This is a genomic window from Rhizobacter sp. J219 (assembly GCF_024700055.1).
In the GTDB taxonomy this organism is placed as follows: Bacteria; Pseudomonadota; Gammaproteobacteria; order Burkholderiales; family Burkholderiaceae_C; genus Rhizobacter.
The window spans coordinates 2,672,150-2,694,292 of sequence record NZ_JAJOND010000001.1; the positions used below are offsets into that span (position 1 = coordinate 2,672,150).

The following is a 22,143-nucleotide window of genomic DNA, read 5'->3' on the forward strand; positions in this document are numbered from 1 at the left end:
AATCACACGCCGGCTCGCAGAAGCCGCGGTCCATTGAGGGAGGAATCATGAGCGAGTCTCGCGCCCGTGTCTGGGCATTGTTGGGTGCTGTCGTGCTTGCGTCCGCTTGTGGCGGAGGAGGCGACAGCGGCGGCGGCAGCAGCACCACCCCGCCCCCACCTCCCCCGCCGCCGCCGGCGGCACCGGAAGAGTTCCTGGTGGCGGGCCTGAGCCAGGCCGACGGGCCGAAGTCGTTCGTGGTCGTCGACCCCGCCCAGCCTTCTGTTGCACTGCTGACGGTCACGGCAGCCGACAGCCTCCTTGAAGTGTCCAACCTGAGCTTCGACACCGGCCTACGCCGCGCGACCTTCGGCAACGCGACGATGGTGTACTACGTTCGCAACCGCCAGCTGCACCAGGCCAGCCTGCGCAAGAGCCACACCACCCGCACGCAGCGCATCTCATCGCTCGCGTCGGCTTGCACCGTCGACGACTGGCATCCTCTTTCATACGCCACCGGCGACGACGGATGGGTCGAGGTCACCGAGGCCGGCCCGGACGGAGACTGCAGCACCGCCCCCGACAACCGGAAGGCGTTCGTCCGCAACGCAAGCCCGATCACCACCGATGCCACGATGCTGCCGGCCGGCGTGCGCGTCCTCGCAGCCTTGCCCGACCCCGCCACCAACATGCTCGCCGGCTTCATCGCTCGAGACAGCCGAGCCACACCCTCCAGGTTGACGTTCTACAGCCCCACGCTGACCTACGTCGGCGACGTGGCTGGCGGCGCGGGCGGCTCGTCGGTCGAATTCATGTCGTTCGTGCCCGATGCACAGCTGCGCTCGAGCGCGTACGTCAAGGTCAACGGGTTCATGCTGGGGCGCCTGAGCTGGTCGGCCACTTCGGCCACGCTGTCATCGACAGGCCAGTCCTTCGCCGTCACCACCAGCGACAGGCAGGCTTACTTCAGCGACAGCGAGGCAACCTACTTTGCCGACGGCCTGAACGTCAGGCGCATCGACGCCGCCGGTGCGACCACCACCCTGGCCACGCTCGACACCACCGAGGGGACTGTCGTGCGCTTGAAGGGCCTGACCTCGGGCCATGTGGTCGTCCAGCAGGAAACCACGAGCGGCGCTGCGCGGGTGTTCACCATCGCCAAGCAGGGCGGCACACCCTTGCGGCTGTCGCCCATCGATTGGGTGGCCAGCGTCGTCGGCCTGAATGGAGACGACGTGGTCTACGCCACGAAGCCCGGCTGGGCCATCACACCGGGCTTCCGTCGCATCCGCGCGGATGGCAGCAACCAGCGACAGATCAACTTCGGCTCCTTTCCGTACGAGAACCACCTGAGGCCCGTGTTCAGCTCCACCGTTCCGTATTCGTCGGGGCAGGCACTCGATGCGCTGGTGTGGTGTGAGCTTGCCGCGAGCGAGTCGTCCTGTCGTGGCAACGGCGCGATCAAGTCCTACGACGTCCGCTCCGGAACGATCACCACCTTGGGCAATCTCTCGCACAGCGGCACGGGTTTGATGAGCAGCCTCAACGTGGGCGGATGGGGGCGCAGCGGACGCCCCACCGTCCTCACGGTCACCGCGGTCGTGGCATCGCAGCCTGGCTTCGTGACGGACTTCTACATGGTGCAGCCCGGCACTCCCAACTCGCTGGTACGCCTCACTACCAACATCCCCTGAGGCATCACCGCACCGAGGCCGGCGGCACGCTGGCCTCGGCGCCCACCCAGTCGTCGGCAGGCTCCGGCGTGGGCAGCACCGTCACCGTTGCGATGCCAGAGTAACGCCACGCGGTCAGCGCCAACAGCAAGGCCGTGACACCCGCGAAGCCCATCGCCGCCTGCAGCCCGAGCCTCTCGCCCAGGACACCCCCGAGCAGCGCGCCCGGCCCTGCGGGCATCAGCGTCAGCCAGCGCATCGCGCTCGTCATGCGGCCCAGCAGCGGCTCGGGTGTCACCGCCTGCCGCATCGCCAGGAAGTTGATGAAGACCAGCACGGCGCCCGCACTGAAAAGCACCAGCATCGTGGCAAACGCCGCCACGCCCCAGCGGTTGGCCGGAGCCACCGCCAGCAGCAGCCAGCCCGCGCCGCACACCGCGAACCCGATCAAGAGGCTCGGCCCCGGGCCCAGGCGCCGGCTGATGCGGTTGCCGAGCACGCTCGCAACGATGGTGCCGAAGCCCATGCCCACGTAGCTGAGGCCCACCTGCTGCTCGCTCAGGCCCAGCGTGCGCGTGGCCACCAGGATCTGCACCACGATCGCGGCGTGGTGGCACATCTGCCACAGGCCCATCGCGATCGCCAACGACACCAGCAGCGGCGTGCCCAGCACGAAGCGCACGCCGGTCTTGAGGTCGCGCCAGAAGTCGGCGTCCTGCAGCGAGCGGCGGTCTTCCTTGATCTCGATGCCGCGCAGGATCAACGCCGACACGACCAGCAACACCGCGTCGGCCAGCAGCGCAAGCGGCGCACCCACGAGCTTGATCAGCGCCCCGGCCACGCCGGGGCCGGCGACTTCGGCGCCCGAGGTGGCGAGGGCATTCTTCGCATGCGCTTCGACCAGACGGTCCCGCGTCACCACCTGCGTCAGCACGATCTGAGCCGCCGAGCCGGCCACGGTGTACACCGTGCCGATGACGAAGCCCACGATGTAGAGCCAGGCCATCGTCAGCCGGTCGAGCCACCACGCGAACGTGACGCTTGCCACCACCACGGCCAGCAGGCACTCGCCGATCGCATAGACCGGCAGCTTGCGCACCCGGTCGAGCCACACGCCGGCCGGCAATGAAAAGAGCACGAAGGGCACGATCTCCATCGCTGTCAGCAGGCCCATCTGCGTGGGTGTGGCATGCAGCAGCACCGCCGCCGTCAGCGGCAACGCGAGCATCGTCACCTGCCCGCCGAACGAGCTGATGAGGATCGAGGTCCACAGGCGTCGGTAGGCCGCATCGCGCAGCAGGTCATGGGGTGGCAGGGCGAGCCAGCGCTGCCGCTGTCTCCAGAGCCCGCACAGCCGCTTGAGCATTCTTGTCTCCTCTTGTCCCGTCACTCGTGTGTGGCAAGCGTCACACGTTGCCGCGAGGGGCATGCGCACGCCAGCGAAAACCTGCGACAGACTAGGGACTCGCCGCCGGCCCGACCCGCACCCCCCAAGCCCCTCGCTAAGATGCTTTGGCCCTGGGCGCCGACCGCCCGGGGGCCGTCAAGGAACCCTCACATGCACATCCTGCACCTCGAGGACGATGCCCTGGACGCCGACCTCGTTCATCGCGAAGTCGCCCGGCACGAAGCTGACACCACCTGGACCACGGTCGACTCGGCCGAGGCCTTCCACACAGCGATGCAGCAGGCCCGCTTCGATGCCATCGTCTCCGACAACCGCGTGCCCGGCATCGACGGCCTCCAGGCCTTGCAGGTGGCACGCGAGCGGCGGCCGGGCGTGCCCTTCGTCTTCGTCAGCGGCAACACCGACCCGCATTGGGCCGAACATTGCCTGGTCTCGGGCGCCACCGACTACGTGCCCAAGACGCAGCTGTGGCGCATGCCCTCGGCGCTGCAGCGCATCCGCTCGAAACGTGAAAGCGAGCGGCTGGCGTGGCTCACCCAGGCGCGGGCAGTGCTGGTCGACGCGGTGAAGCAGCTCTCGCTCGCGCGCAGCGTCGAGGCCATCGTGGAGATCGTGCGCCACGCCGCGCGCCAGATCAACCAGGCCGACGGCGCCACCTTCGTGCTGCGGGATGGCGACCAATGCCACTACGTCGACGAAGACGCCATCGCGCCGCTGTGGAAGGGCCTCAGGTTTCCGCTCGAGACCTGCATCAGCGGCTGGGCCATGCTCAACCGCAGCCCCGCGGTCATCCCCGACATCTACGCCGACCCACGCATCCCGCACGACGCCTACCGGCCGACCTTCGTCAAGAGCCTGGTGATGGTGCCCATCCGCGGCGAAGCCCCCATCGGCGCGATCGGCAACTACTGGGCGACGGAGCACCACGCCACGCCCGACGAGGTGGAGCTGATCCAGGCGCTCGCGGATTCGACCTCGCTCGCCTTCGAAAACGTGGCCCTGGTGCAGGGCCTCGAAGCGCGTGTGCAGCAGCGCACCGCCGACCTGGAAGACGCCAACCGCGAACTCGAGGCGTTCTCGTTCTCGGTCTCGCACGACCTGCGGGCGCCGTTGCGCGCGGTGCAGGGCTACGGCGACCTGCTGGCCCAGGTGACGCCACCCCTCGAAGGCGAGGCCGCCACCTTCGTGCACCACATTCGCCACGCGGCGCGCCGCATGAACACACTGATCGACGACATGCTGAGCCTGTCGAAGCTCACGCGCGCCGAGGTGCGCAAGCGGCCGGTGTCCATCGGCAGCATGGTGCGCGACATCCTCAACGGCCTGCGCGACACCACGCCAGCGCGCCAAGTGCGCACCGACGTCGACGAATCGCTCGTCGCCGAAGCCGACGCCGCGCTGCTGCGTCTGGCGCTCGAAAACCTGCTGTCAAACGCGTGGAAATACAGCGGCAAGCGCGAGGACGCGTTGATCGAATTCTTTGCCGAGCCGCAGCCCGATGGCCGGCTCGCCTACTGCGTGCGCGACAACGGCGCGGGCTTCGACATGGCGTATGCGCAGCGCTTGTTCGAGCCGTTTCGCCGCATGCACAGCGAGTCGGACTTCCCCGGCACCGGCGTGGGCCTGGCGATCGTGCACCGGGTGATCCGCAAGCACGGCGGCGAGTTGTGGGCGCAGGCGGCGAAGAACCGCGGCGCGACCTTCCGCTTCACGCTCCCCGGGCAAGCGGACGAGCGCTCCGCGGTGCCCTGAGGCGATACCGCCGGTTCGAGGCATTCGTACCGGCCGCATGGCGGCTTGGCAGCGCGGAAGGTCGGGCGCACGATGGCGAGGCCTTCACCTCTCTCCCGCCATGTCTGCTCATTCCCAGCCCGCCGCCCGCCACGCCCACGCCTTGCTGTGGCTCGCCTTGCTTGCCACCGCGGCCCTCGCGCTGCACGGCCCCATCGTGCAATGGGCCGACTACCACGACTTTGCCGACACCCGCGCCTGGGGCAGCCTGCCGCACGCGTGGAACGTACTCAGCAACCTGCCCTTCGCCGCGGCGGCACTGTGGGCCTGGCCGCGCCTGCGCGACGCCGGGGCGGCCTGGCGCAGCTTCTGCGCCGCGATTGCGGTCACGGCCTTCGGCTCGATGCTCTACCACTGGCAGCCGAACGACCTGTCGCTGCTGATCGACCGCCTGCCCATCGCCTGGGCCTGTGCCGCGCTGCTGTGCGCCTTCCTGGCCGAGCGTGTGAACGCGCGGTGGCAATCGCCGGCCGTGGTCGGCATCGCGCTCGTGGGCGGCACGCTGGCCGTCGCCTGGTGGGGCGTGGGCAACGCGCTGGGCACAGGGGATCTGCGGCCCTATGTGCTGGTGCAGTTCATGCCGATGCTGCTGATCCCGGCCGCGCTGATGCTGCGCCTGCAGCCGGTCACAGCCGCCGCCGTGCCAGCCTGGCCGTGGTGGACGGCACTCGCGCTCTACGCGGGTGCCAAGGGCGTGGAAGCGGCCGACGAAGCCGTGCTGGAGCTGACGCTTCACAGCATCAGCGGCCACAGCCTCAAGCACCTGCTGGCTGCGCTCGCGGCGGGTGTGCTGCTGCACTCGCGTGCCAGCAACCGCCCGCGCCGCGATCAGCTGCGGTAGTCGGCGTTGATCTTCACGTAGTCGTAGCTCAGGTCGCAGGTCCACACCGTGGCCTGCGCGCTGCCGCGCTTGAGGTCGACACGCACGGTGATCTCGGCCTGCTTCATCACGCGGGCGCCGTCGGCTTCCTGGTAACTCGGGTTGCGCCCGCCGTTGGTGACCACGTGCACGTCGTCGAGGAAGAGTTCGATGCGCGACTGGTCAAGGTCGGCAATGCCGGCATATCCCACGGCCGCGAGGATGCGGCCGAGGTTGGGGTCGCTCGCGAAGAACGCCGTCTTCACGAGCGGCGAGTGCGCGATGGCATAGGCCACCTGCTTGCACTCGGCCTCGGTCTTGCCGCCGTCGACCTGCACGGTGATGAACTTGGTGGCGCCTTCGCCGTCGCGCACGATGGCCTGTGCCAGATCGGTGGCCACGGCGAAGATGGCGTCGCGCAAGAGGGCACCGTCACCGCCGTCGAGCTGGGTGATGGGCGCGTTGCCGGCCGCGCCGGTGGCGACCACGATGAACGAGTCGTTGGTGGAGGTGTCGCCGTCGATCGTGATGCGGTTGAACGAACGGTCGGCCGCCTGTTGCGTGAGGCCCTGCATCAGCGCGGGCGCGATGGCGGCGTCGGTGGCGAGGAAGCTCAGCATCGTCGCCATGTTGGGGCGGATCATGCCGGCGCCCTTGCTGATGCCGGTGATGGTGACCGTCTTGCCGCCGAGGCTGATGCGGCGCGACGCGGCTTTGGGCAGCGTGTCGGTCGTCATGATGCCTTCCGCCGCAGTCGCCCAGTTGTCTTCCTTCAGGTCGGCAATCGCCGCCGGCAAGCCGGCTTCGATGCGGTCGACCGGCAGCGGCTCCATGATCACGCCGGTGGAAAACGGCAGCACCTGCTCAGGCGCGAGCTTGAGCTGCTTCGCCAGGGCCACGCAGGTGGCACGGGCACGGGCCAGGCCGTCTTCGCCGGTGCCGGCGTTGGCGTTGCCGGTGTTGATGACCATCGCCCGCAACGCCGAACCACCCGCCAGGTGCTGGCGGCACAGCTGCACCGGCGCCGCGCAATAGCGGTTGCTGGTGAACACACCCGCGACCTGCGAACCCTCGGCGAGCGTGATGACGGTCAGGTCGCGCCGGTTGGCCTTGCGCACACCAGCCATCGTGATGCCCAGCTTGACGCCGGAAACGGGGAAAAGCGCCTTCGGATCAGGCGCGACGAGATTCACAGGCATACGAACCTCCGAAGAGAAAGGACAGAGGGAGCGAAGCGAACCGACAGATCACGCAACACCCCGAGGAACCGGCTTTGCCGGGCCTCTCGGGTGGCGCCCCTTGGGGACAGGAGAAATAGCGACTTTGGGGTTCAAGCCAATTTGCCGTGGCACTGCTTGTATTTCTTGCCACTGCCGCAGGGGCATGGATCGTTGCGTCCGACCTTGCCGAGGTACTGATCGGCCACCGCCTGCGCGGCGTCCGTCTCCTGCGACACGCTGCCGTCTTCGTTGGGGTGCGTGTAGGTGACGTTGGAGATGGACTCGGCCCGCTCCTCGATCGCTTCGGCGGCTTCGGCCACCTGCTCCTGGGTCTGGATGCGCACGGTCATCAGCACGCGCGTCACGTCCATCTTCACCACGTCGAGCAACTGGCTGAAGAGTTCGAAGGCCTCGCGCTTGTATTCCTGCTTCGGGTTCTTCTGCGCATAGCCGCGCAGGTGGATGCCTTGGCGCAGGTAGTCGAGCGCCGCCAGGTGCTCGCGCCAATGCTGGTCGATCGACTGCAGCAGGATCATGCGCTCGAAGGGCATGAACTGCTCGGCACCCACACGCTCGAGCTTTTCCTTGAAGGCATCGTTGCCGGCCTTGACGACCATCTCGACGATGTCCTCGTCGGTCACGGCGGAACTCTTCTCGACGTGCTGCTTGAGTGCCAGCTCCAGCTGCCACTCTTCGCGCAGCGTCTTCTCCAGGCTGTCGAGGTCCCACTGTTCTTCGAGGCTTTCGGTGGGCACATAGGTGCGCACCACGTCGGTCAGCGTGCTTTCGCGCAGGTTGGTGATCTGGGCGGAAAGGTCTTTCGCTTCGAGGATCTCGTTGCGCTGCTGGTAGATCACCTTGCGCTGATCGTTGGAGACGTCGTCGTACTCCAGCAGCTGCTTGCGCATGTCGAAGTTGCGTGCCTCGACCTTGCGCTGCGCGCCTTCGATGCTGCGCGTGACGATGCCGGCTTCGATGGCCTCGCCCTCGGGCATCTTGAGCCGGTCCATGATGGCTCGCACGCGGTCGCCGGCGAAGATGCGCATCAGCGGGTCTTCGAGCGACAGGTAGAAGCGCGAGGAGCCCGGGTCCCCCTGGCGGCCGGAGCGGCCACGCAGCTGGTTGTCGATGCGGCGGGATTCGTGACGCTCGGTGGCGATGATGCGCAGGCCGCCGGCGGCTTTGACCTTCTCGTGCAGGCCTTGCCATTCGTCCTGCAGCGTCTTGATGCGTGCCGCTTTGTCGGCCTCCGGGATGGAAGCGTCGGCCTCGATCAGCTGCACCTGCTTCTCGACATTGCCGCCGAGCACGATGTCGGTGCCACGGCCTGCCATGTTGGTGGCAATCGTGATCACCCCCGGCCGCCCGGCCTGCGCCACGATCTCGGCTTCCTTGGCGTGCTGCTTGGCGTTGAGCACCTGGTGCGGCAGCTTGGCGGCCTTCAGCTTCTCGGAGATCAGCTCCGAGTTCTCGATCGAGGTCGTGCCCACCAGCACCGGCTGGCCACGCTCGTGGCAGCTGCGGATGTCTTCGATGACCGCGTTGAACTTTTCCTTGTTCGTCTTGTAGACGAGGTCGAGTTCATCCTTGCGGGCGGTCGGCTTGTTGGGCGGGATGACGACGGTTTCCAGGCCGTAGATCTCCTGGAACTCGTAGGCCTCGGTGTCGGCCGTACCCGTCATGCCCGACAGCTTGCCGTACATGCGGAAGTAGTTCTGGAAGGTGATCGAGGCGAGCGTCTGGTTCTCGCTCTGGATCTGCACACCTTCCTTGGCCTCGACGGCCTGGTGCAGACCGTCCGACCAGCGGCGGCCCGTCATCAGGCGGCCGGTGAATTCGTCGACGATGATCACCTCGCCGTCCTGCACCACGTAGTGCTGGTCGCGGTGGTAGAGGTGCGTGGCCCGCAACGCGGCGTACACGTGGTGCATCAGCGTGATGTTCTGCGGGTCGTAGAGGCTTGCGCCTTCGACCAGCAGGCCGGCTTCGCCAAGCACACGCTCGGCATTCTCGTGGCCTTCTTCGGTGAGGAAGACCTGGTGCGATTTCTCGTCGACGGTGAAGTCGCCCGGCTCGATCACGCCTTCGCCGGTGCGCGGGTCGGCTTCGCCGATCTGCTTCTTGAGCTTGGGCACCACGGCGTTGATGCGCACGTAGACTCGGTGTGGTCTTCGGCCTGGCCGCTGATGATGAGCGGGGTGCGAGCTTCGTCGATCAGGATCGAGTCGACCTCGTCGACGATGGCATAGCTCAATCCGCGCTGCACACGATCGGCGGTCTCGTAGACCATGTTGTCGCGCAGGTAGTCGAAGCCGTATTCGTTGTTGGTGCCGTAGGTGACGTCGGCAGCGTAGGCGGCCTGCTTCTCCTCGCGGGGCATCTGCGGCAGGTTCACGCCGACACTCAAGCCGAGGAAGGTGTAGAGGCGGCCCATCCATTCGGCATCGCGGCGGGCCAGGTAGTCGTTGACCGTCACCACGTGCACACCCTTGCCGGCGATCGCATTCAGGTAGACGGGCAGCGTGGCCATCAGCGTCTTGCCTTCGCCGGTGCGCATTTCGGCGATCTTGCCGTTGTGCAACGCCATGCCGCCAATGAGTTGCACGTCGAAGTGGCGCATCTTCAGCGCGCGCTTGCTGCCTTCGCGCACGACGGCAAACGCCTCGGGCAGCAGCTTGTCGAGCGACTCGCCGCCGGCGAAGCGGGCCCGGAACTCGTCGGTCTTGGCCTTCAGCGCCGCGTCGTCGAGCTTCTCGAACTGCGGTTCCAGTGCGTTGATCTGCTGCACCACTACCCGGTACTGCTTGAGCAGGCGGTCGTTGCGGCTACCGAATATCGAAGTCAGGACTTTGGGCAACATGCAGCGTCAGGGGATTGGAGCGAGGGACGGCGAGCCCCGAAACGCGCACGCGCGAAGGGCCCGCGCAGCGCGGGAAAAGCCGCGAATCTTACACCGGGGGGTTTGACCGCCCCGAGGCGGTCAGCGGGGTGACTGCACTGCGGCAGGGGCCGCTTTGTTGGCCGCGGCTGGGGTCGTTGCAGCGGCGGTGCGCGGCAACGCCGGCGGTGCCTTGCCCGAGAGGAATTTCGCCGGGTTTTGCAGCACCCCTTCGACGCTCACCTCGAAGTGCAGGTGCGGGCCGGTCGACCGCCCGGTGGTGCCGACCTGGGCCACGACCTGGCCACGTTTGACGAGATCGCCCGGCTTCACGAGGATCTTGGACGTGTGGGCGTAGCGGGTCGCGAGGCCATTGCCATGGTCGATCTCGAGCAGGTTGCCGTAGGCCGGGTGGAAGTCGGTCGAGCGCACCACACCGCCGGCGGCGGCCATGATGGGCGTGCCCACGTCGGCCGGGAAATCGAGGCCGGTGTGCAGCGCAGGCCGACCCGAGAACGGGTCGGAACGGAAGCCGAAGCCTGAGCCCACACCTCCATTGATCGGCGGGCTGTTGGGCACCATCAGCGCTTCCAGGCGCTTCTCGAAGAGGCGCGACTCGATCATCGTGAAGAGGTCGGCGCTCTGCTCGGCGGATTCATCGAGCGAATCCATCATGCCGTTCAGCTGCTCCAGCGACGGTTTGCGCGCAGGGATGAACGGCCCCCCTGGCCGCCACGGTGCACCGACGGGGCGATCTGCTTGAGCTCCTCCGGCTTCACCCCGGCCAGACCGGACACCCGCTCGCCGATGGCTTCCAACTTGATCAGCTTGGCCTGCATTTCGCCGACCTTCTGCGCCATGGCGTCGAGGTTCTCGCGCATGAAGCGGTCGCGCTGGGCGAACTCGTCGCGCACCACCAGGCGCACGATCTGGCTCACGACCGGCCAGCCTTCTCGCGCGGCCTTGAGGAAGATGACGTGGTAGATCGTGCCCGACAACGCCAGCAGACCGATCACCAAGCCGAGCGCCAGGGCGATCAGTTGCAGGCGGTTGAAGTGCAGCACACGGGTGCGCGCCATGCTGCCGTGGGTGATCATGATCTGCATCGCTAAACTCCTTGCGGTGAACCCGAAGCAGCCCCCGGTCACCCCCAACGCCATGCGCATGCAGGAAGCTTTGGCTTCTAGCCCTCCTCTTGCGCGACTGCAACAGCTGATACGGGAATCGAACGACCGCTTCGACGCTGTGCGCCCTGTCTTGCCGGCGGCTTTGGCCGCTCATGTGAAACCCGGACCCGTGGATGGCGATGGGTGGTCGTTGCTGGCGGCGAACGCCGCCGTGGCAGCCAAGCTGCGCCAGCTTCAACCTCGGCTTGAGGATGCACTCAAGCAGCGGGGATGGCAGGTTACTTCAATCAGGATCAAGGTTCAATCGGCGCAAGGCTAGACATGCACCAAGCTGATACGAGACGTATCGGCCATTGAAGGACCTTGAGAGAGATGGTGCCCCCGACAGGATTCGAACCCGTGACCTTCGGTTTACAAAACCGCTGCTCTACCAGCTGAGCTACAAGGGCTAAGACGTGAAACGCCTGAGATTCTAGGACTTGCGCCCGCTAACGCCCGTTACTTGATGCGCTTGAGTGCGGGACGCCCGCCAGCCGGCGGCTCTGGCGGTTCGCTGTCATCGCTCGATTTGCCAGTGGGTACTTCGGTCGATGGCGCGGCATCGCCCGTGGCCAAGCGCAAGCCCCCGGGCTGGGTCGGCCGGTCGGCAGCAGGAGGCGCCGGCTCGGAAGAAACCACGGCGGCGGGCTCGGTCGGCACCGGGAAGGCCATGCCCTGGCCGTTTTCACGGGCGTAGATGGCGATCACGTGATCAACCGGCACGGCGATGTCGCGCGACACGCCACCAAAGCGCGCCTTGAACTCGATCAACTCGTTGCCGAGCTTGAGCGAGGTGGTGGCCTCGAACCCGACGTTGAGCACGATCTCGTTGTTCTTCACATACTCGATCGGCACCTGCACGCTCGCGTCGACGTAGACCGCCAGATACGGCGTGAAGCCGTTGTCGGTGCACCAGTCGTGCAACGCCCGAATCAGGTAAGGACGGGTGGAAGTCCCGGCATTGCCCGGCGTCGTCGGGATCAGACTCATGACGACCCCTCGCCCGGCGAGTACGCCAAGCGATCCCCCGAGGGGATGCGGGCCGGCTTGGGAGCGGCCCGCCGCGTGAATGCGAGTTGATCCATCTCGACGCGCTTACTTGCGCATCACCTTCTCGGAAGGCGTCAGCGCTTCGATGTAGGCCGGGCGCGAGAAGATGCGCTCGGCGTACTTGAGCAGCGGCACGGCGTTCTTCGACATGTCGATGCCGTAGTAGTCCAGGCGCCACAGCAGCGGGGCGATGGCCACGTCGAGCATCGAGAAGTCGTCGCCCAGCATGAACTTGTTCTTCAGGAAGATCGGCGCGAGCTGCGTGAGGCGGTCGCGGATCTGCGAGCGAGCCTTCTCGAGCTGCTTGTCGTTGGGTTTGACGCCGGTGCTGCGGCCTTCGAGCACGTTGACATGCGCGAAGATCCCTTCTCGAAGTTGAGCAGGAACAGGCGAACGCGCGCACGCGCCACCGGGTCACCCGGCATCAGCTGCGGGTGCGGGAAACGCTCGTCGATGTACTCGTTGATGATGTGCGACTCATACAGGATGAGGTCGCGCTCCACCAGGATGGGCACCTCGTTGTATGGGTTCATCAACGCGATGTCTTCGGGCTTGGCGAAGAGGTCGACGTCGCGGATCTCGAAGTCCATGCCCTTCTCGAACAGGACAAAGCGGCAGCGGTGCGAGTAGGGGCAGGTGGTTCCGGAGTAAAGCACCATCATGATGGCGGCTCCTTTGAGCTTGAGGGGTCTTGCAAAACACAAACGGAGTGGGCGGGCCGGCGGCGGCGCTCCACTCCGCAGACGATCAACGGCTGGCGGGAGCCGCTGCTCGTTCGCTTATTTCACGTCTTTCCAGAAAGCAGCGTTCAGACGCCAGGCAATGAACGTGAAGAGGGCCAGGAAGAGCAACACGAACACGCCAAGACGGACACGATCGTGCTGAGCGGGTTCGCCCATCCACTGCAGGAAGGCCACGAGGTCACCCACCGCTTCGTCGTAGTCGTTCTGGCTCAGCGTGCCCGGCGTGAGCTGGGTGTAGCCCACGAAACGTTGTACGGTCTTGCCTTCGTGGTGAGGGTCCTTTTCCTCGACGTACTTCGGCGCGCGCTGGCCCTGCAGTTCCCACATCACATGGGGCATGCCCACGCTCGGGAAGGCGAGGTTGTTCCAGCCGGTGGCCTTGGTGTCGTCGCGGTAGTAGCTGCGCAGGTAGGTGTAGAGGTAGTCGGCGCCAGACCCCTTGCCGATGCTGGCGCGCGAGCGGGCGATCACGGTCAGGTCGGGCGGCACGCCGCCGAACCATTCCTTGGCCTGCTTCGGGTCCAGCGACGTCTTCATGGTGTCGCCCACCTTGTCGGTGGCGAACATGAGGTTCTTCTTGATCTGTTCTTCGGTCAGCCCGATGTCGCGCAGGCGGTTGTAGCGCATGAACGAGGCCGAGTGGCAGTTCAGGCAGTAGTTGACGAAAAGCTTGGCGCCGTTTTGCAGCGACGCCACGTCGGTCGTCTTGGCAACGGGGAAACGGTCCCAGGCGATGCCGCCTTCGGCCGCCACAGCGCCCGCGGTGAAGCCGAACGACGCCAGCAGGATGAGGATGAGTTTCTTCATGGTGTGTGATTCCGGCTCGTCTCGTCAGTGGGCGCTGAAAGTGACGCGATCAGGCACCGGCTTGGACTGGCCGATGCGGCTCCACCAGGGCATGAGCAGGAAGAAGCCGAAGTAGAAGAGCGTGCCGACTTGCGAAACCCGTTCGCCGATAGGCGAAGGAGGTTGCACACCCAGGTAGCCGAGCACGGCGAACACGACTACGAAGATGCCGTACATCACCTTGTGCCAGCTCGGGCGGTAACGGATGGACTTGGCCTCGGCGCGGTCCAGCCAGGGCAGGAAGAACATGATGACGACGGCGCCGCCCATCACGACCACGCCCCAGAACTTGGCTTCGAAGGTCAGCAGCAGACCGGCAGCGACCAGCGCACCGATGGCGATCACGAGCTTGGCCATGCCGGAGAAACCGCCACGCACGATGGCCAGCACCGCACCCAGACCCACGAGTGCGACAAGCACGTAGACCATCTGGTCGGTCGTGGCGCGCAGCATCGAGTAGTAGGGCGTGAAGTACCAGACCGGAGCGATGTGCGCCGGGGTCTTCAGCGGGTCGGCCGGGATGAAGTTGTTGTATTCGAGGAAGTAGCCGCCGAACTCAGGCGCGAAGAACACCACGGCCGCGAAGAAGAACAGGAAGATGCTCGTCGCGTAGATGTCGTGCACCGTGTAGTACGGGTGGAAGGGCACGCCGTCGAGCGGAACGCCAGCAGCATTCTTCTTGGCCTTGATTTCCACGCCGTCAGGGTTGTTGGAGCCCACTTCGTGCAGCGCGATGATGTGCGCGACCACGAGGCCCAGCAGCACCAGCGGCACGGCGATCACGTGGAAGCTGAAGAAGCGGTTCAGGGTCGCGTCACTCACCACGTAGTCGCCACGGATCAGCAGCGCCAGGTCCGGACCGACGAAGGGCACTGCGGCGAACAGGTTGACGATCACCTGGGCGCCCCAGTACGACATCTGGCCCCAGGGCAGCAGGTAGCCCATGAAGGCTTCGGCCATCAGGCACAGGAAGATCGCGCAGCCGAAGATCCACACCAGTTCGCGCGGCTTGCGGTAGCTGCCGTAGATCATCCCGCGGAACATGTGCAGGTAGACCACGATGAAGAAGGCGCTGGCGCCGGTGGAGTGCATGTAACGCACCAGCCAGCCCCAGGGCACGTCGCGCATGATGTACTCGACCGAGGCGAAGGCGAGGTTCGCATCGGGCTTGTAGTGCATCACGAGGAAGATGCCGGTGACGATCTGGATCACCAGCACCAGGAGCGCAAGCGAACCGAAGACGTACCAGAAGTTGAAGTTCTTCGGAGCGTAGTACTCGCTCATGTGCTCTTTGTAGAGCTTGCTCGCGGGGAAACGGTTGTCGACCCACGTCATCAGCTTCTCGCCGATCGGGGCATTGGGGCTGACTTGCTTGAACTCGGCCATGTTGTTCTCCTGAAATGCCTCTGCGCCTGGGGTCAGGCCTTCTTGTCTTCGCCGATCAGCAGGCGGGTCTCGGACAAGTACATGTGCGGAGGCACTTCGAGGTTGTCAGGGGCGGGCTTGTTCTTGAAGACGCGGCCGGCCATGTCGAACGTGGAGCCGTGGCAGGGGCAGATGAACCCACCGGCCCAGTCATCCGGCAGCGAGGGCTGCGGGCCGGCCTGGAACTTGTCGGACGGAGAACAGCCGAGGTGCGAGCAGATGCCCACGGCGACGAGGAACTCGGGCTTGATCGAGCGATGCTCGTTGCGAGCGTATTCAGGGGTCAATTCGTCCGCCTTGCGGACCGACTTCGGATCGGCCAACTGGGCGTCGATCTTGGGCAACGCGGCCAATTGCTCCGGAGTGCGCCTGACGATCCACACCGGCTTGCCGCGCCATTCGACGGTGACCTTCTCGCCCGGCTTCAGCGAACTGATGTCGACTTCGACAGCCGCGCCAGCCGCACGGGCCCGCTCAGAGGGTTGGAAGGTGCTGACAAAGGGCACGGCGGTGGCGACACCACCGACAGCGCCTGCACCACAGGCGATGGCAACCCAGGTGCGGCGGCCTTGATCGACTTGCTGGTCACTCATGGAGGTCCTCAATACGGGTCTTACGGTCTTCTTTGCAGAAGAATGACTTCTAATCAGGGGCAACCGGCGATTCTAGCGGACGTGTCAACCCCATCGGCCGCAGCTTCTCGCCGCGCAAGCACCTGCCCACACGCCGCCCACGCGCCTTGACATCCCCGAGGGGTCGGCAATACTGCGCCGCACCCGTCTGCAGGAGGAAACCATGGGATTCGCCAAGGAGTTCAAGGAGTTCGCGGTCAAGGGCAATGTCGTTGACCTGGCGGTCGGCGTCATCATCGGCGCGGCCTTCGGCAAGATCGTCGACTCGATCGTCAAGGACCTCGTGATGCCGATCATCGGCAAGATCATCGGGGGGCTGGACTTTTCCAGCTACTTCATCATGCTCTCGGCACCGCCTCCCGACTTCAAGGGGCCGATGACCTACGAGGCGCTCACCAAGGCGGGCGTGCCCCTCTTCGCCTACGGCAACTTCATCACCGTGGCGCTCAACTTCGTGATCCTCGCGTTCATCATTTTCATGATGGTCAAGCAGATCAACCGGCTGAAGAAAGAAGCACCCGCCGCGCCGCCTGCCGCCACGCCGGAAGACGTGGTGTTGCTGCGCGAGATCCGCGACGCACTCAAGAAGTAGGCCATCGCCGCGCACGGGCGGCTGATTCGCGGCCCCAGGCGGCCCGTCGCCGGGGGGCAACGCCGTGGCGGCCGCCGTCGGTTTGGCCCCATACTTGCAGGACGTGCGCTCAAAAGGCGAGAGATGAGATGAGCGCGTCCCGGCCGGCCGACGACGGCCTCGTTCGAGATGAATCAGACCGACCCACGCGCTCAGGCTGCGTTCGACGCAGCCATGCATCACATCAAGACGACCACGGCGACGGTCGCCGATCGCGTGAGCGACCACCTCGGCGTCCTGGCCTCGGCCGCCACCCGCATCTTCGACCGTGACGCGCTGATCAACACCCAGCTCGACCTGCGCCGCCACATGAGCACCTTCGTGCTCGTCTTTGCGGACACGCTCGCCAAGCGCGTCACCCGCGAACTCAGCCCCAACCGCGAAACCGGCCGCAGCCTCGCTGAAACCGACTGGCAATCGCTGAGCCTGGTCGACGACAGCGAAGTCGAAGAGCAGATGCACGCCGACCGCATCGGTCAGGCCATCAGCCACGGCTGCGAGTGGGAGCTGCGCGAGATCGCTTCCTACACCGGCCAGTTGCTCGGGATCGGCCGTGCCGACCATGAGCGCAACCCCTTGCGCGGGGAGGTGCTCGGCGAGGCGATGTACCGGGCGATCACCTCGGTCAGCAACGACCGCGACTGCCGCAAGATCCTCGCCCGCGAACTGGCACTCGCCATGTCGCGGGTGATGCCGCAGTGCTACGCCGACATCCTGAAGGACTTCCGGGCCCGCGGCATCCAGCCCGTTGGACTCACGGTGCGCGGCGTCGAAGGCCCGGGCAACGAGATCGCACGCGACCATGTGATCTCGGGTTACGACAAGCTGCGCCGCGAAACCGGTGCGTCGACGGGCGGAGGGCATTTCAGCGGCAGCGCCCACGTCACGTTCGACGACACGACCACGGGTGTGCCGGGCAAGCCCAGCCCGGCCGCGGGACGAGGGGTTGGCGGCGGCGGTGGTGGCACCGGCCCGGGACTCGCGGGGTTGGGCGGGGCAGGCGGCGGTGGCTTCGGTGGCGGTGGTGGACAACATGGCGGCGCGCCGACGGGCGGTCCCGGCAACCCTGCCGCCTATGCAGGCCGCCCCGCTGCCGGGGGCGGCATGCCCCCGCCGGCGGGCGGCGGCTCGTTGCGCGGCGGTGGTGCTGCCGCAGCAGGAGGTGGCGGCGGAGGACGCAGCGGCCCGGCCAACCCTGCTGTCCAGGCCGATGCGGAGATGATGGCGCTGATCCGCCGTCTGACCTTCCTCGCCACGCGTCCAGCCGACCTGGGCGGCCCCACCGGGCCGGCCAGCCTGGGTGGCAGCAGCGGCCTGGGTGGTGCGAGCGGTTTCGGCAGCGCAAGGTCCGCCGGCGGCCCGGTCACCGGTGGCAGCGGCTACGGTGACCTTGCCTCAGGCCTGATGGCCGCCAACCTGATCCGCGCCCACCGCGACGAGCTTCGTCAAGCCTCGACCGGAGCCCTCGATCACATGGTGATCGATGTGGTGGGCAGCCTGTTCGACCAGATCCTGTCCGACCCACGCGTGCCGCCCCAGATGGCGCGCCAGATCGCACGGCTGCAGCTGCCGGTGCTGCGTGTGGCGCTGCAGGACAACAGCTTCTTCTCCTCGCGCAAGCACCCGGTGCGTCGCTTCGTGAACCGCATGGCGTCGTTGGCCGCGGCCTTCGAAGACCTCGACGAAGGCACCGGCAAGCAGTTCATGGCGCGGGTACGCGAGCTGGTGCAGGAGATCGTCCAGGGCGACTTCGACCAGATCGAGCTTTATTCGAACAAGCTCACTGCGCTCGAGAACTTCGTCGCCCAGCAGGCCAAGGCCGAGGTCGAGGAAACCGCCAAGGCCGTCTCGGTGGTCGACGGCAAGGAATCCGATCTGCGCGTGCAGCAGCGCTACATGCTGCAACTGCGCGCCGCGCTCGTGCCCCTTTCGCTGCCGGAGTACCTGCGCGACTTCCTGGCCCAGGTGTGGAGCCAGGCCATCGCACTGGCCACACGCCGCGAAGGTGCCCAGTCCGAGACGGTGCAGCGCCTGAAACGCGCTGGCCGCGACCTGGTGATGAGCGTGCAGCCCAAGGGGTCGCCGGCGCTGCGCAAGAAGTTCCTGATGCAGCTGCCGCCGCTGATGAAGGACCTGAACGAGGGCATGAAGCTCGTCGGCTGGCCCGAGGCGGCGCAGAAGGACTTCTTCGGCAAGCTGCTGCCGGCCCACGCCGACTCGTTGAAGGCCGCGCCGCTCACCGAACTCGACTACAACCTGCTGGCCAAGCAGGTCGAAGGTGTGTTCAACACGCCGGTGCCCGAGCCCGACGCGCTGCTGCGCGACGTGCCGATCACGAGCACCGCCGGCGGAGCCACGGCCCTCGAACCGCAGTTCTCCGACACCGAGGCCCAGCAGATCGGCCTGGTCGACGAAACCGCGGTCGACTGGTCGAAGGATGTCGACATCGACCTCACGGCCGTCGAGCCCGAGCCGGAACCGGTCAACAGCGCCCCTGACACGCAGCCGGTCGACCTCAACCTCGACCTCGCCGCCCAGCTCGACATCAACCTCGACGCCTCGTCGGAGCCAGCCGAGCCGACGCAGGGTGTGCAGTTGATGGACCACGTGAAGCTTGGCTTCGCGTACCGCATGCACCTCAACGACCAGTGGCAGAAGGTGCGCCTGAGCTACGTGAGCCCAGGGCGTGCGTTCTTTGTCTTCACCCGCGGCAAGCGCCACACCGAAACGGTGTCGCTCACCGCACGCATGCTCTCGCGCATGTGCGAGACGGGGCGCTTCAAGGCGTTCGAGAGTTCGTACCTGATCGAGCGGGCGGCCGCGCGGGCGCGCAAGCAACTCGCGGCGCTCACCGCCAACAGCAAATAGCCGGTCAGGACGAGAGCCGCCGCGCCATCCGCAAGGCGGCGACCAGACTCGACGCATCGGCGCGGCCGGTGCCGGCGATGTCGAACGCCGTGCCATGGTCGGGGCTGGTGCGCACGAACGGCAGGCCAAGCGTCACGTTCACCCCTTGCTCCACGCCGAGGTACTTCACCGGGATCAGCCCGTGGTCGTGGGTCATCGCCACCACCACGTCGAACTCTCCCGGATGGGCCGCGGTGTGACGGGCACGCATGAACACCGTGTCGGGTGCAAACGGTCCGCTCGCATCGATGCCTTCGGAGCGGGCCGCCGCGATGGCCGGCCCGATGATGCGTTGCTCTTCGTCGCCGAAGAGCCCGCCCTCGCCTGCATGCGGGTTGAGCCCCGCAACGGCCACCCGCGGCGCTGCGATCCCGAAGGCGCGCATGGCCCGGTCGGTGATGCGCAAGGTTTCGAGCACGCCGTCTTGCGTCACGGCATCGATCGCACGGCGCAACGACAGGTGGATGGTGACAAGCACGGTGCGCAACTCGTCGTTGGCCAGCATCATGCGCACCGGCGGTGGCGCTTCGCCCGGGCGCGCCGCCAGCGCCTGCAGCATCTCGGTGTGCCCGGGGAAGGACACCCCGGCCGCCGACAGTGCTTCCTTGTGGATGGGGGCGGTCACGATGGCGCGGGCCTGGCCGGCCTGCACCAGGGCCACGGCCTGCTCGATGCACGCCGCCGCCGCCGCCCCGGCGCGCGCATCGACACGCCCGAAGCCCGCCTGCGGCAGATCGACCGGCAGGCCCCGGGCCTGCACCAGCGCCACGCAATTCGGTGGACATGCACCCACGTCGCGCGGACTGTCGATCAACGCCAGCGCCGTGCCCCGCCCCACTTGCGCCAGGGCCCGCCGCATCACCGCGGCGTCGCCCAGCACGAAGGCCCCTTCCGCCTGGCCGCTCGCAAACGCCTTGGCGATGATCTCCGGCCCGATGCCACACGCATCGCCCATCGTGATGACCAAAGGGGCGCTCACGTCAGGCCGGGTTGTCGATCTCGATGAACTGGTGCTCGAGGCCGAATCTTTCGGCCACGTGCGCCCCGAGTGCCGGAGCGCCATAGCGCTCGGTCGCATGGTGGCCGCAGGCGAAGAACGCGACACCGGTCTCACGCGCGAGGTGCGCCTGCGGCTCGGAGATCTCGCCCGTGATGAACGCCTCGGCGCCGGCGGCGATGGCCGATTCGAAATAGCCCTGAGCGCCGCCGGTGCACCAGGCGATGCGCTTCAGCGTGACACCCGGCCGGCCGTCGACCATCACCGGCTCTCGGCCCAGGCGCTCGGCGAGCATGGCCTTCAGCGCGGCCGTCGTGAGCGGCTGAACCGGGGTGCCGACGAAACCGATGTCCTGCTCGCCGAAGCGGCCGTCGGGCACGAGCTTCAGCCTGGCGCCGAGCTGCGCGTTGTTGCCGTAGTCGGGGTGGGCATCCAGCGGCAGGTGGTAGGCGTAGAGGTTGATGCCATGCCTCATCAACAACTCCACTCGCGCCTTCAGCCAACCGGTGAGGCGACCATCGTGCCCCCGCCAGAAGAGCCCGTGGTGCACGAGGATCGCATCGGCCTGCTGCTCGATCGCGGCTTCGATGAGCGCGCGACTGGCGGTCACGCCCGAGACCAGCTTCTTCACCTCCGGCTTGCCCTCGATCTGCAGACCGTTCGGCCCATAATCGCGGAACTTCCCCACGTCGAGCAAGGCGCCGAGGTACGACTCGATGTCAGAGCGTGAGGCCATGAAGATTTCAGGATCGGGTTGATGCGCAGGACGTGGCTCATTTTCTCCCAAGCCGTCACGGTGGCGGTGGCCTTGTGGTTCGTGGTCGCCACCTTGAAGCCCGACTGGATCCGGCGTGACACCGTCTCGGGCCTGCCAGCGGCGGTCTCCATCCTTCAGGCCCCCGCCCTGCCCGCCTCCTCAGCCAGTGCCGGAGGGCTGACCAGCTACGCCGCCGCGGCCAAGCGCGCCACACCGGCGGTCGTCAGCATCACCGCCAGCAAGACGCCGCAACGCAACCCGCAGGCCGACGACCCCTGGTTCCGCTTCTTCTTCGGTGACCAGCCCCAGCGCCAGCAGCAACAGCCGCAGGTGGGCCTGGGCTCCGGCGTGATCGTCTCGCCCGATGGCTACCTGCTGACCAACAACCACGTCATCGACGGCGCCGACGACATCGAGGTGCAGCTGTCTGATGGCCGCCAGTCGCGCGCCAAGGTGGTCGGCACCGACCCCGAGACTGACGTCGCGGTGCTCAAGATCTCGCTCGACAAGCTGCCGGTCATCGCGTTCGGCAGCGTCGAGTCGGCGCAAGTGGGCGACGTGGTGCTGGCGATCGGCAACCCGTTCGGCGTGGGGCAGACCGTCACCTCGGGCATAGTGAGCGCGCTCGGCCGCAACCAGCTCGGCATCAACACCTTCGAGAACTTCATCCAGACCGACGCGGCCATCAATCCCGGCAACTCCGGCGGTGCGCTGGTCGATGCCCACGGCAACCTGCTCGGCATCAACACCGCGATCTACTCCCGCTCCGGAGGCAGCATGGGCATCGGCTTCGCCATTCCCGCCAACACCGCGCAGCTGGTGATGGAAGGCCTGATCCGCGATGGCCAGGTCACCCGCGGCTGGATCGGCGTGGAGCCGCGCGACCTCACGCCCGAGATTGCCGAAACCTTCAACCTTCCTGTGAGGGAGGGCGTGCTCATCACCGGCGTGCTGCAGAACGGCCCGGCGGCCGCCGGCGGCATGCGCCCGGGCGACGTGGTGGTGAAGGTGGCCGGCACGCCGGTGGCCAACACCGTTCAGCTGCTGGCGGCGGTGGCGGCTCTCAAGCCGCAGGCGACGGCGACACTCTCGGTGCAACGCGGCGACCGCACCATCGAACTCAAGGTCGTGGTCGCTCAGCGCCCACGCTCCGGGCCGCCGCGCGAACGCTGAGCGCGAGC

17 protein-coding genes, 1 tRNA gene and 2 pseudogenes are annotated in these 22,143 nt (G+C 66.8%); 7 read left to right on the forward strand and 13 right to left on the reverse strand.

All coding sequences use genetic code 11. The annotated features are described in order from the left end of the window. Positions 1-47: 47 nt before the first annotated feature. Positions 48-1,673: a hypothetical protein gene (locus tag LRS03_RS12205; protein ID WP_257825687.1), complete on the forward strand. Its 1,626-nt coding sequence runs from the start codon at positions 48-50 to the stop codon at positions 1,671-1,673. Between the two features lie 4 nt (positions 1,674-1,677). Here LRS03_RS12205 and LRS03_RS12210 read toward each other — a convergent pair whose 3' ends face one another. Further along, positions 1,678-3,018, reverse strand: coding sequence for an MFS transporter (locus LRS03_RS12210; RefSeq protein WP_257825688.1), 1,341 nt, complete (start codon positions 3,016-3,018; stop codon positions 1,678-1,680). Positions 3,019-3,210: 192 nt separating this feature from the next. Between LRS03_RS12210 and LRS03_RS12215 the strand changes: the two genes are divergently transcribed. Together LRS03_RS12215 and LRS03_RS12220 are read left to right on the forward strand one after the other, a co-directional pair. After that, positions 3,211-4,812 carry a sensor histidine kinase gene (locus LRS03_RS12215; RefSeq protein ID WP_257825689.1) on the forward strand — a complete coding sequence of 534 codons (1,602 nt, stop codon included), beginning with the start codon at positions 3,211-3,213 and terminating at the stop codon, positions 4,810-4,812. A gap of 100 nt (positions 4,813-4,912) precedes the next feature. After that, positions 4,913-5,692 carry a hypothetical protein gene (locus LRS03_RS12220; RefSeq protein WP_257825690.1) on the forward strand — a complete coding sequence of 260 codons (780 nt, stop codon included), beginning with the start codon at positions 4,913-4,915 and terminating at the stop codon, positions 5,690-5,692. On the opposite strand, the gene argJ is transcribed toward LRS03_RS12220, so the two are convergent. From argJ to LRS03_RS12240, 4 genes and pseudogenes are all read right to left on the reverse strand, one after another. Further along, the gene (gene argJ / locus LRS03_RS12225; RefSeq protein ID WP_257825691.1) at positions 5,680-6,909 is read right to left on the reverse strand and encodes a bifunctional glutamate N-acetyltransferase/amino-acid acetyltransferase ArgJ; all 1,230 of its coding nucleotides are present in this window, start codon (positions 6,907-6,909) and stop codon (positions 5,680-5,682) included. The two genes, LRS03_RS12220 and argJ, sit on opposite strands and share 13 nt — an antisense overlap. Positions 6,910-7,040: 131 nt before the next feature. Beyond that, positions 7,041-9,790 (reverse strand): annotated as a pseudogene (gene secA, locus LRS03_RS12230) (preprotein translocase subunit SecA). A 120-nt stretch (positions 9,791-9,910) separates the two neighbouring features. Then, positions 9,911-10,483: a M23 family metallopeptidase gene (locus LRS03_RS12235; RefSeq protein ID WP_257825692.1), complete on the reverse strand. Its 573-nt coding sequence runs from the start codon at positions 10,481-10,483 to the stop codon at positions 9,911-9,913. A gap of 5 nt (positions 10,484-10,488) precedes the next feature. Further along, positions 10,489-10,914, reverse strand: a complete 426-nt coding sequence (locus LRS03_RS12240; RefSeq protein WP_257825693.1) for a hypothetical protein — start codon at positions 10,912-10,914, stop codon at positions 10,489-10,491. On the opposite strand from LRS03_RS12240, the gene LRS03_RS12245 reads away from it, so the two are divergent. Next, positions 10,886-11,254 (forward strand): DciA family protein, encoded by a 369-nt coding sequence (locus LRS03_RS12245; protein WP_257825694.1) that lies wholly within the window; start codon positions 10,886-10,888, stop codon positions 11,252-11,254. The genes LRS03_RS12240 and LRS03_RS12245 overlap by 29 nt on opposite strands. 54 nt (positions 11,255-11,308) lie before the next feature. On the opposite strand, the gene LRS03_RS12250 is transcribed toward LRS03_RS12245, so the two are convergent. From LRS03_RS12250 to petA, 6 genes and pseudogenes are all read right to left on the reverse strand, one after another. Continuing rightward, positions 11,309-11,384: transfer RNA gene (locus tag LRS03_RS12250), tRNA-Thr, on the reverse strand. 49 nt (positions 11,385-11,433) lie between these two features. Beyond that, positions 11,434-11,964, reverse strand: coding sequence for a ClpXP protease specificity-enhancing factor (locus tag LRS03_RS12255; protein WP_257825695.1), 531 nt, complete (start codon positions 11,962-11,964; stop codon positions 11,434-11,436). Between the two features lie 105 nt (positions 11,965-12,069). After that, positions 12,070-12,686, reverse strand: a pseudogene (locus LRS03_RS12260) (glutathione S-transferase N-terminal domain-containing protein). A 117-nt stretch (positions 12,687-12,803) separates the two neighbouring features. Further along, the gene (locus tag LRS03_RS12265) at positions 12,804-13,574 is read right to left on the reverse strand and encodes a cytochrome c1 (protein WP_257825696.1); all 771 of its coding nucleotides are present in this window, start codon (positions 13,572-13,574) and stop codon (positions 12,804-12,806) included. A 24-nt stretch (positions 13,575-13,598) separates the two neighbouring features. Next, complete coding sequence (locus LRS03_RS12270; RefSeq protein WP_257825697.1) at positions 13,599-14,999, reverse strand: cytochrome b; 1,401 nt, start codon at positions 14,997-14,999, stop codon at positions 13,599-13,601. 32 nt (positions 15,000-15,031) lie between these two features. Continuing rightward, the gene (petA, locus tag LRS03_RS12275; protein ID WP_201811577.1) at positions 15,032-15,631 is read right to left on the reverse strand and encodes a ubiquinol-cytochrome c reductase iron-sulfur subunit; all 600 of its coding nucleotides are present in this window, start codon (positions 15,629-15,631) and stop codon (positions 15,032-15,034) included. A gap of 202 nt (positions 15,632-15,833) precedes the next feature. On the opposite strand from petA, the gene mscL reads away from it, so the two are divergent. Further along, on the forward strand, positions 15,834-16,262 hold the full coding sequence (gene mscL / locus LRS03_RS12280; protein WP_257825698.1) for a large conductance mechanosensitive channel protein MscL: 429 nt from the start codon (positions 15,834-15,836) through the stop codon (positions 16,260-16,262). 213 nt (positions 16,263-16,475) lie between these two features. Beyond that, on the forward strand, positions 16,476-19,169 hold the full coding sequence (locus tag LRS03_RS12285) for a DUF1631 family protein (protein WP_374685052.1): 2,694 nt from the start codon (positions 16,476-16,478) through the stop codon (positions 19,167-19,169). Positions 19,170-19,173: 4 nt separating this feature from the next. Here the strand turns inward: LRS03_RS12285 and pdxA are convergent, their stop codons facing one another. Together pdxA and LRS03_RS12295 are read right to left on the reverse strand one after the other, a co-directional pair. Further along, entirely contained in the window at positions 19,174-20,187 is a 1,014-nt protein-coding gene (gene pdxA, locus LRS03_RS12290; protein WP_257825701.1) for a 4-hydroxythreonine-4-phosphate dehydrogenase PdxA, read from the reverse strand. Between the two features lies 1 nt (position 20,188). Further along, the gene (locus tag LRS03_RS12295) at positions 20,189-20,941 is read right to left on the reverse strand and encodes a Nif3-like dinuclear metal center hexameric protein (RefSeq protein WP_257825702.1); all 753 of its coding nucleotides are present in this window, start codon (positions 20,939-20,941) and stop codon (positions 20,189-20,191) included. Positions 20,942-20,962: 21 nt separating this feature from the next. On the opposite strand from LRS03_RS12295, the gene LRS03_RS12300 reads away from it, so the two are divergent. Beyond that, positions 20,963-22,135 (forward strand): S1C family serine protease, encoded by a 1,173-nt coding sequence (locus tag LRS03_RS12300; protein ID WP_257825703.1) that lies wholly within the window; start codon positions 20,963-20,965, stop codon positions 22,133-22,135. Positions 22,136-22,143 lie beyond the last annotated feature (8 nt).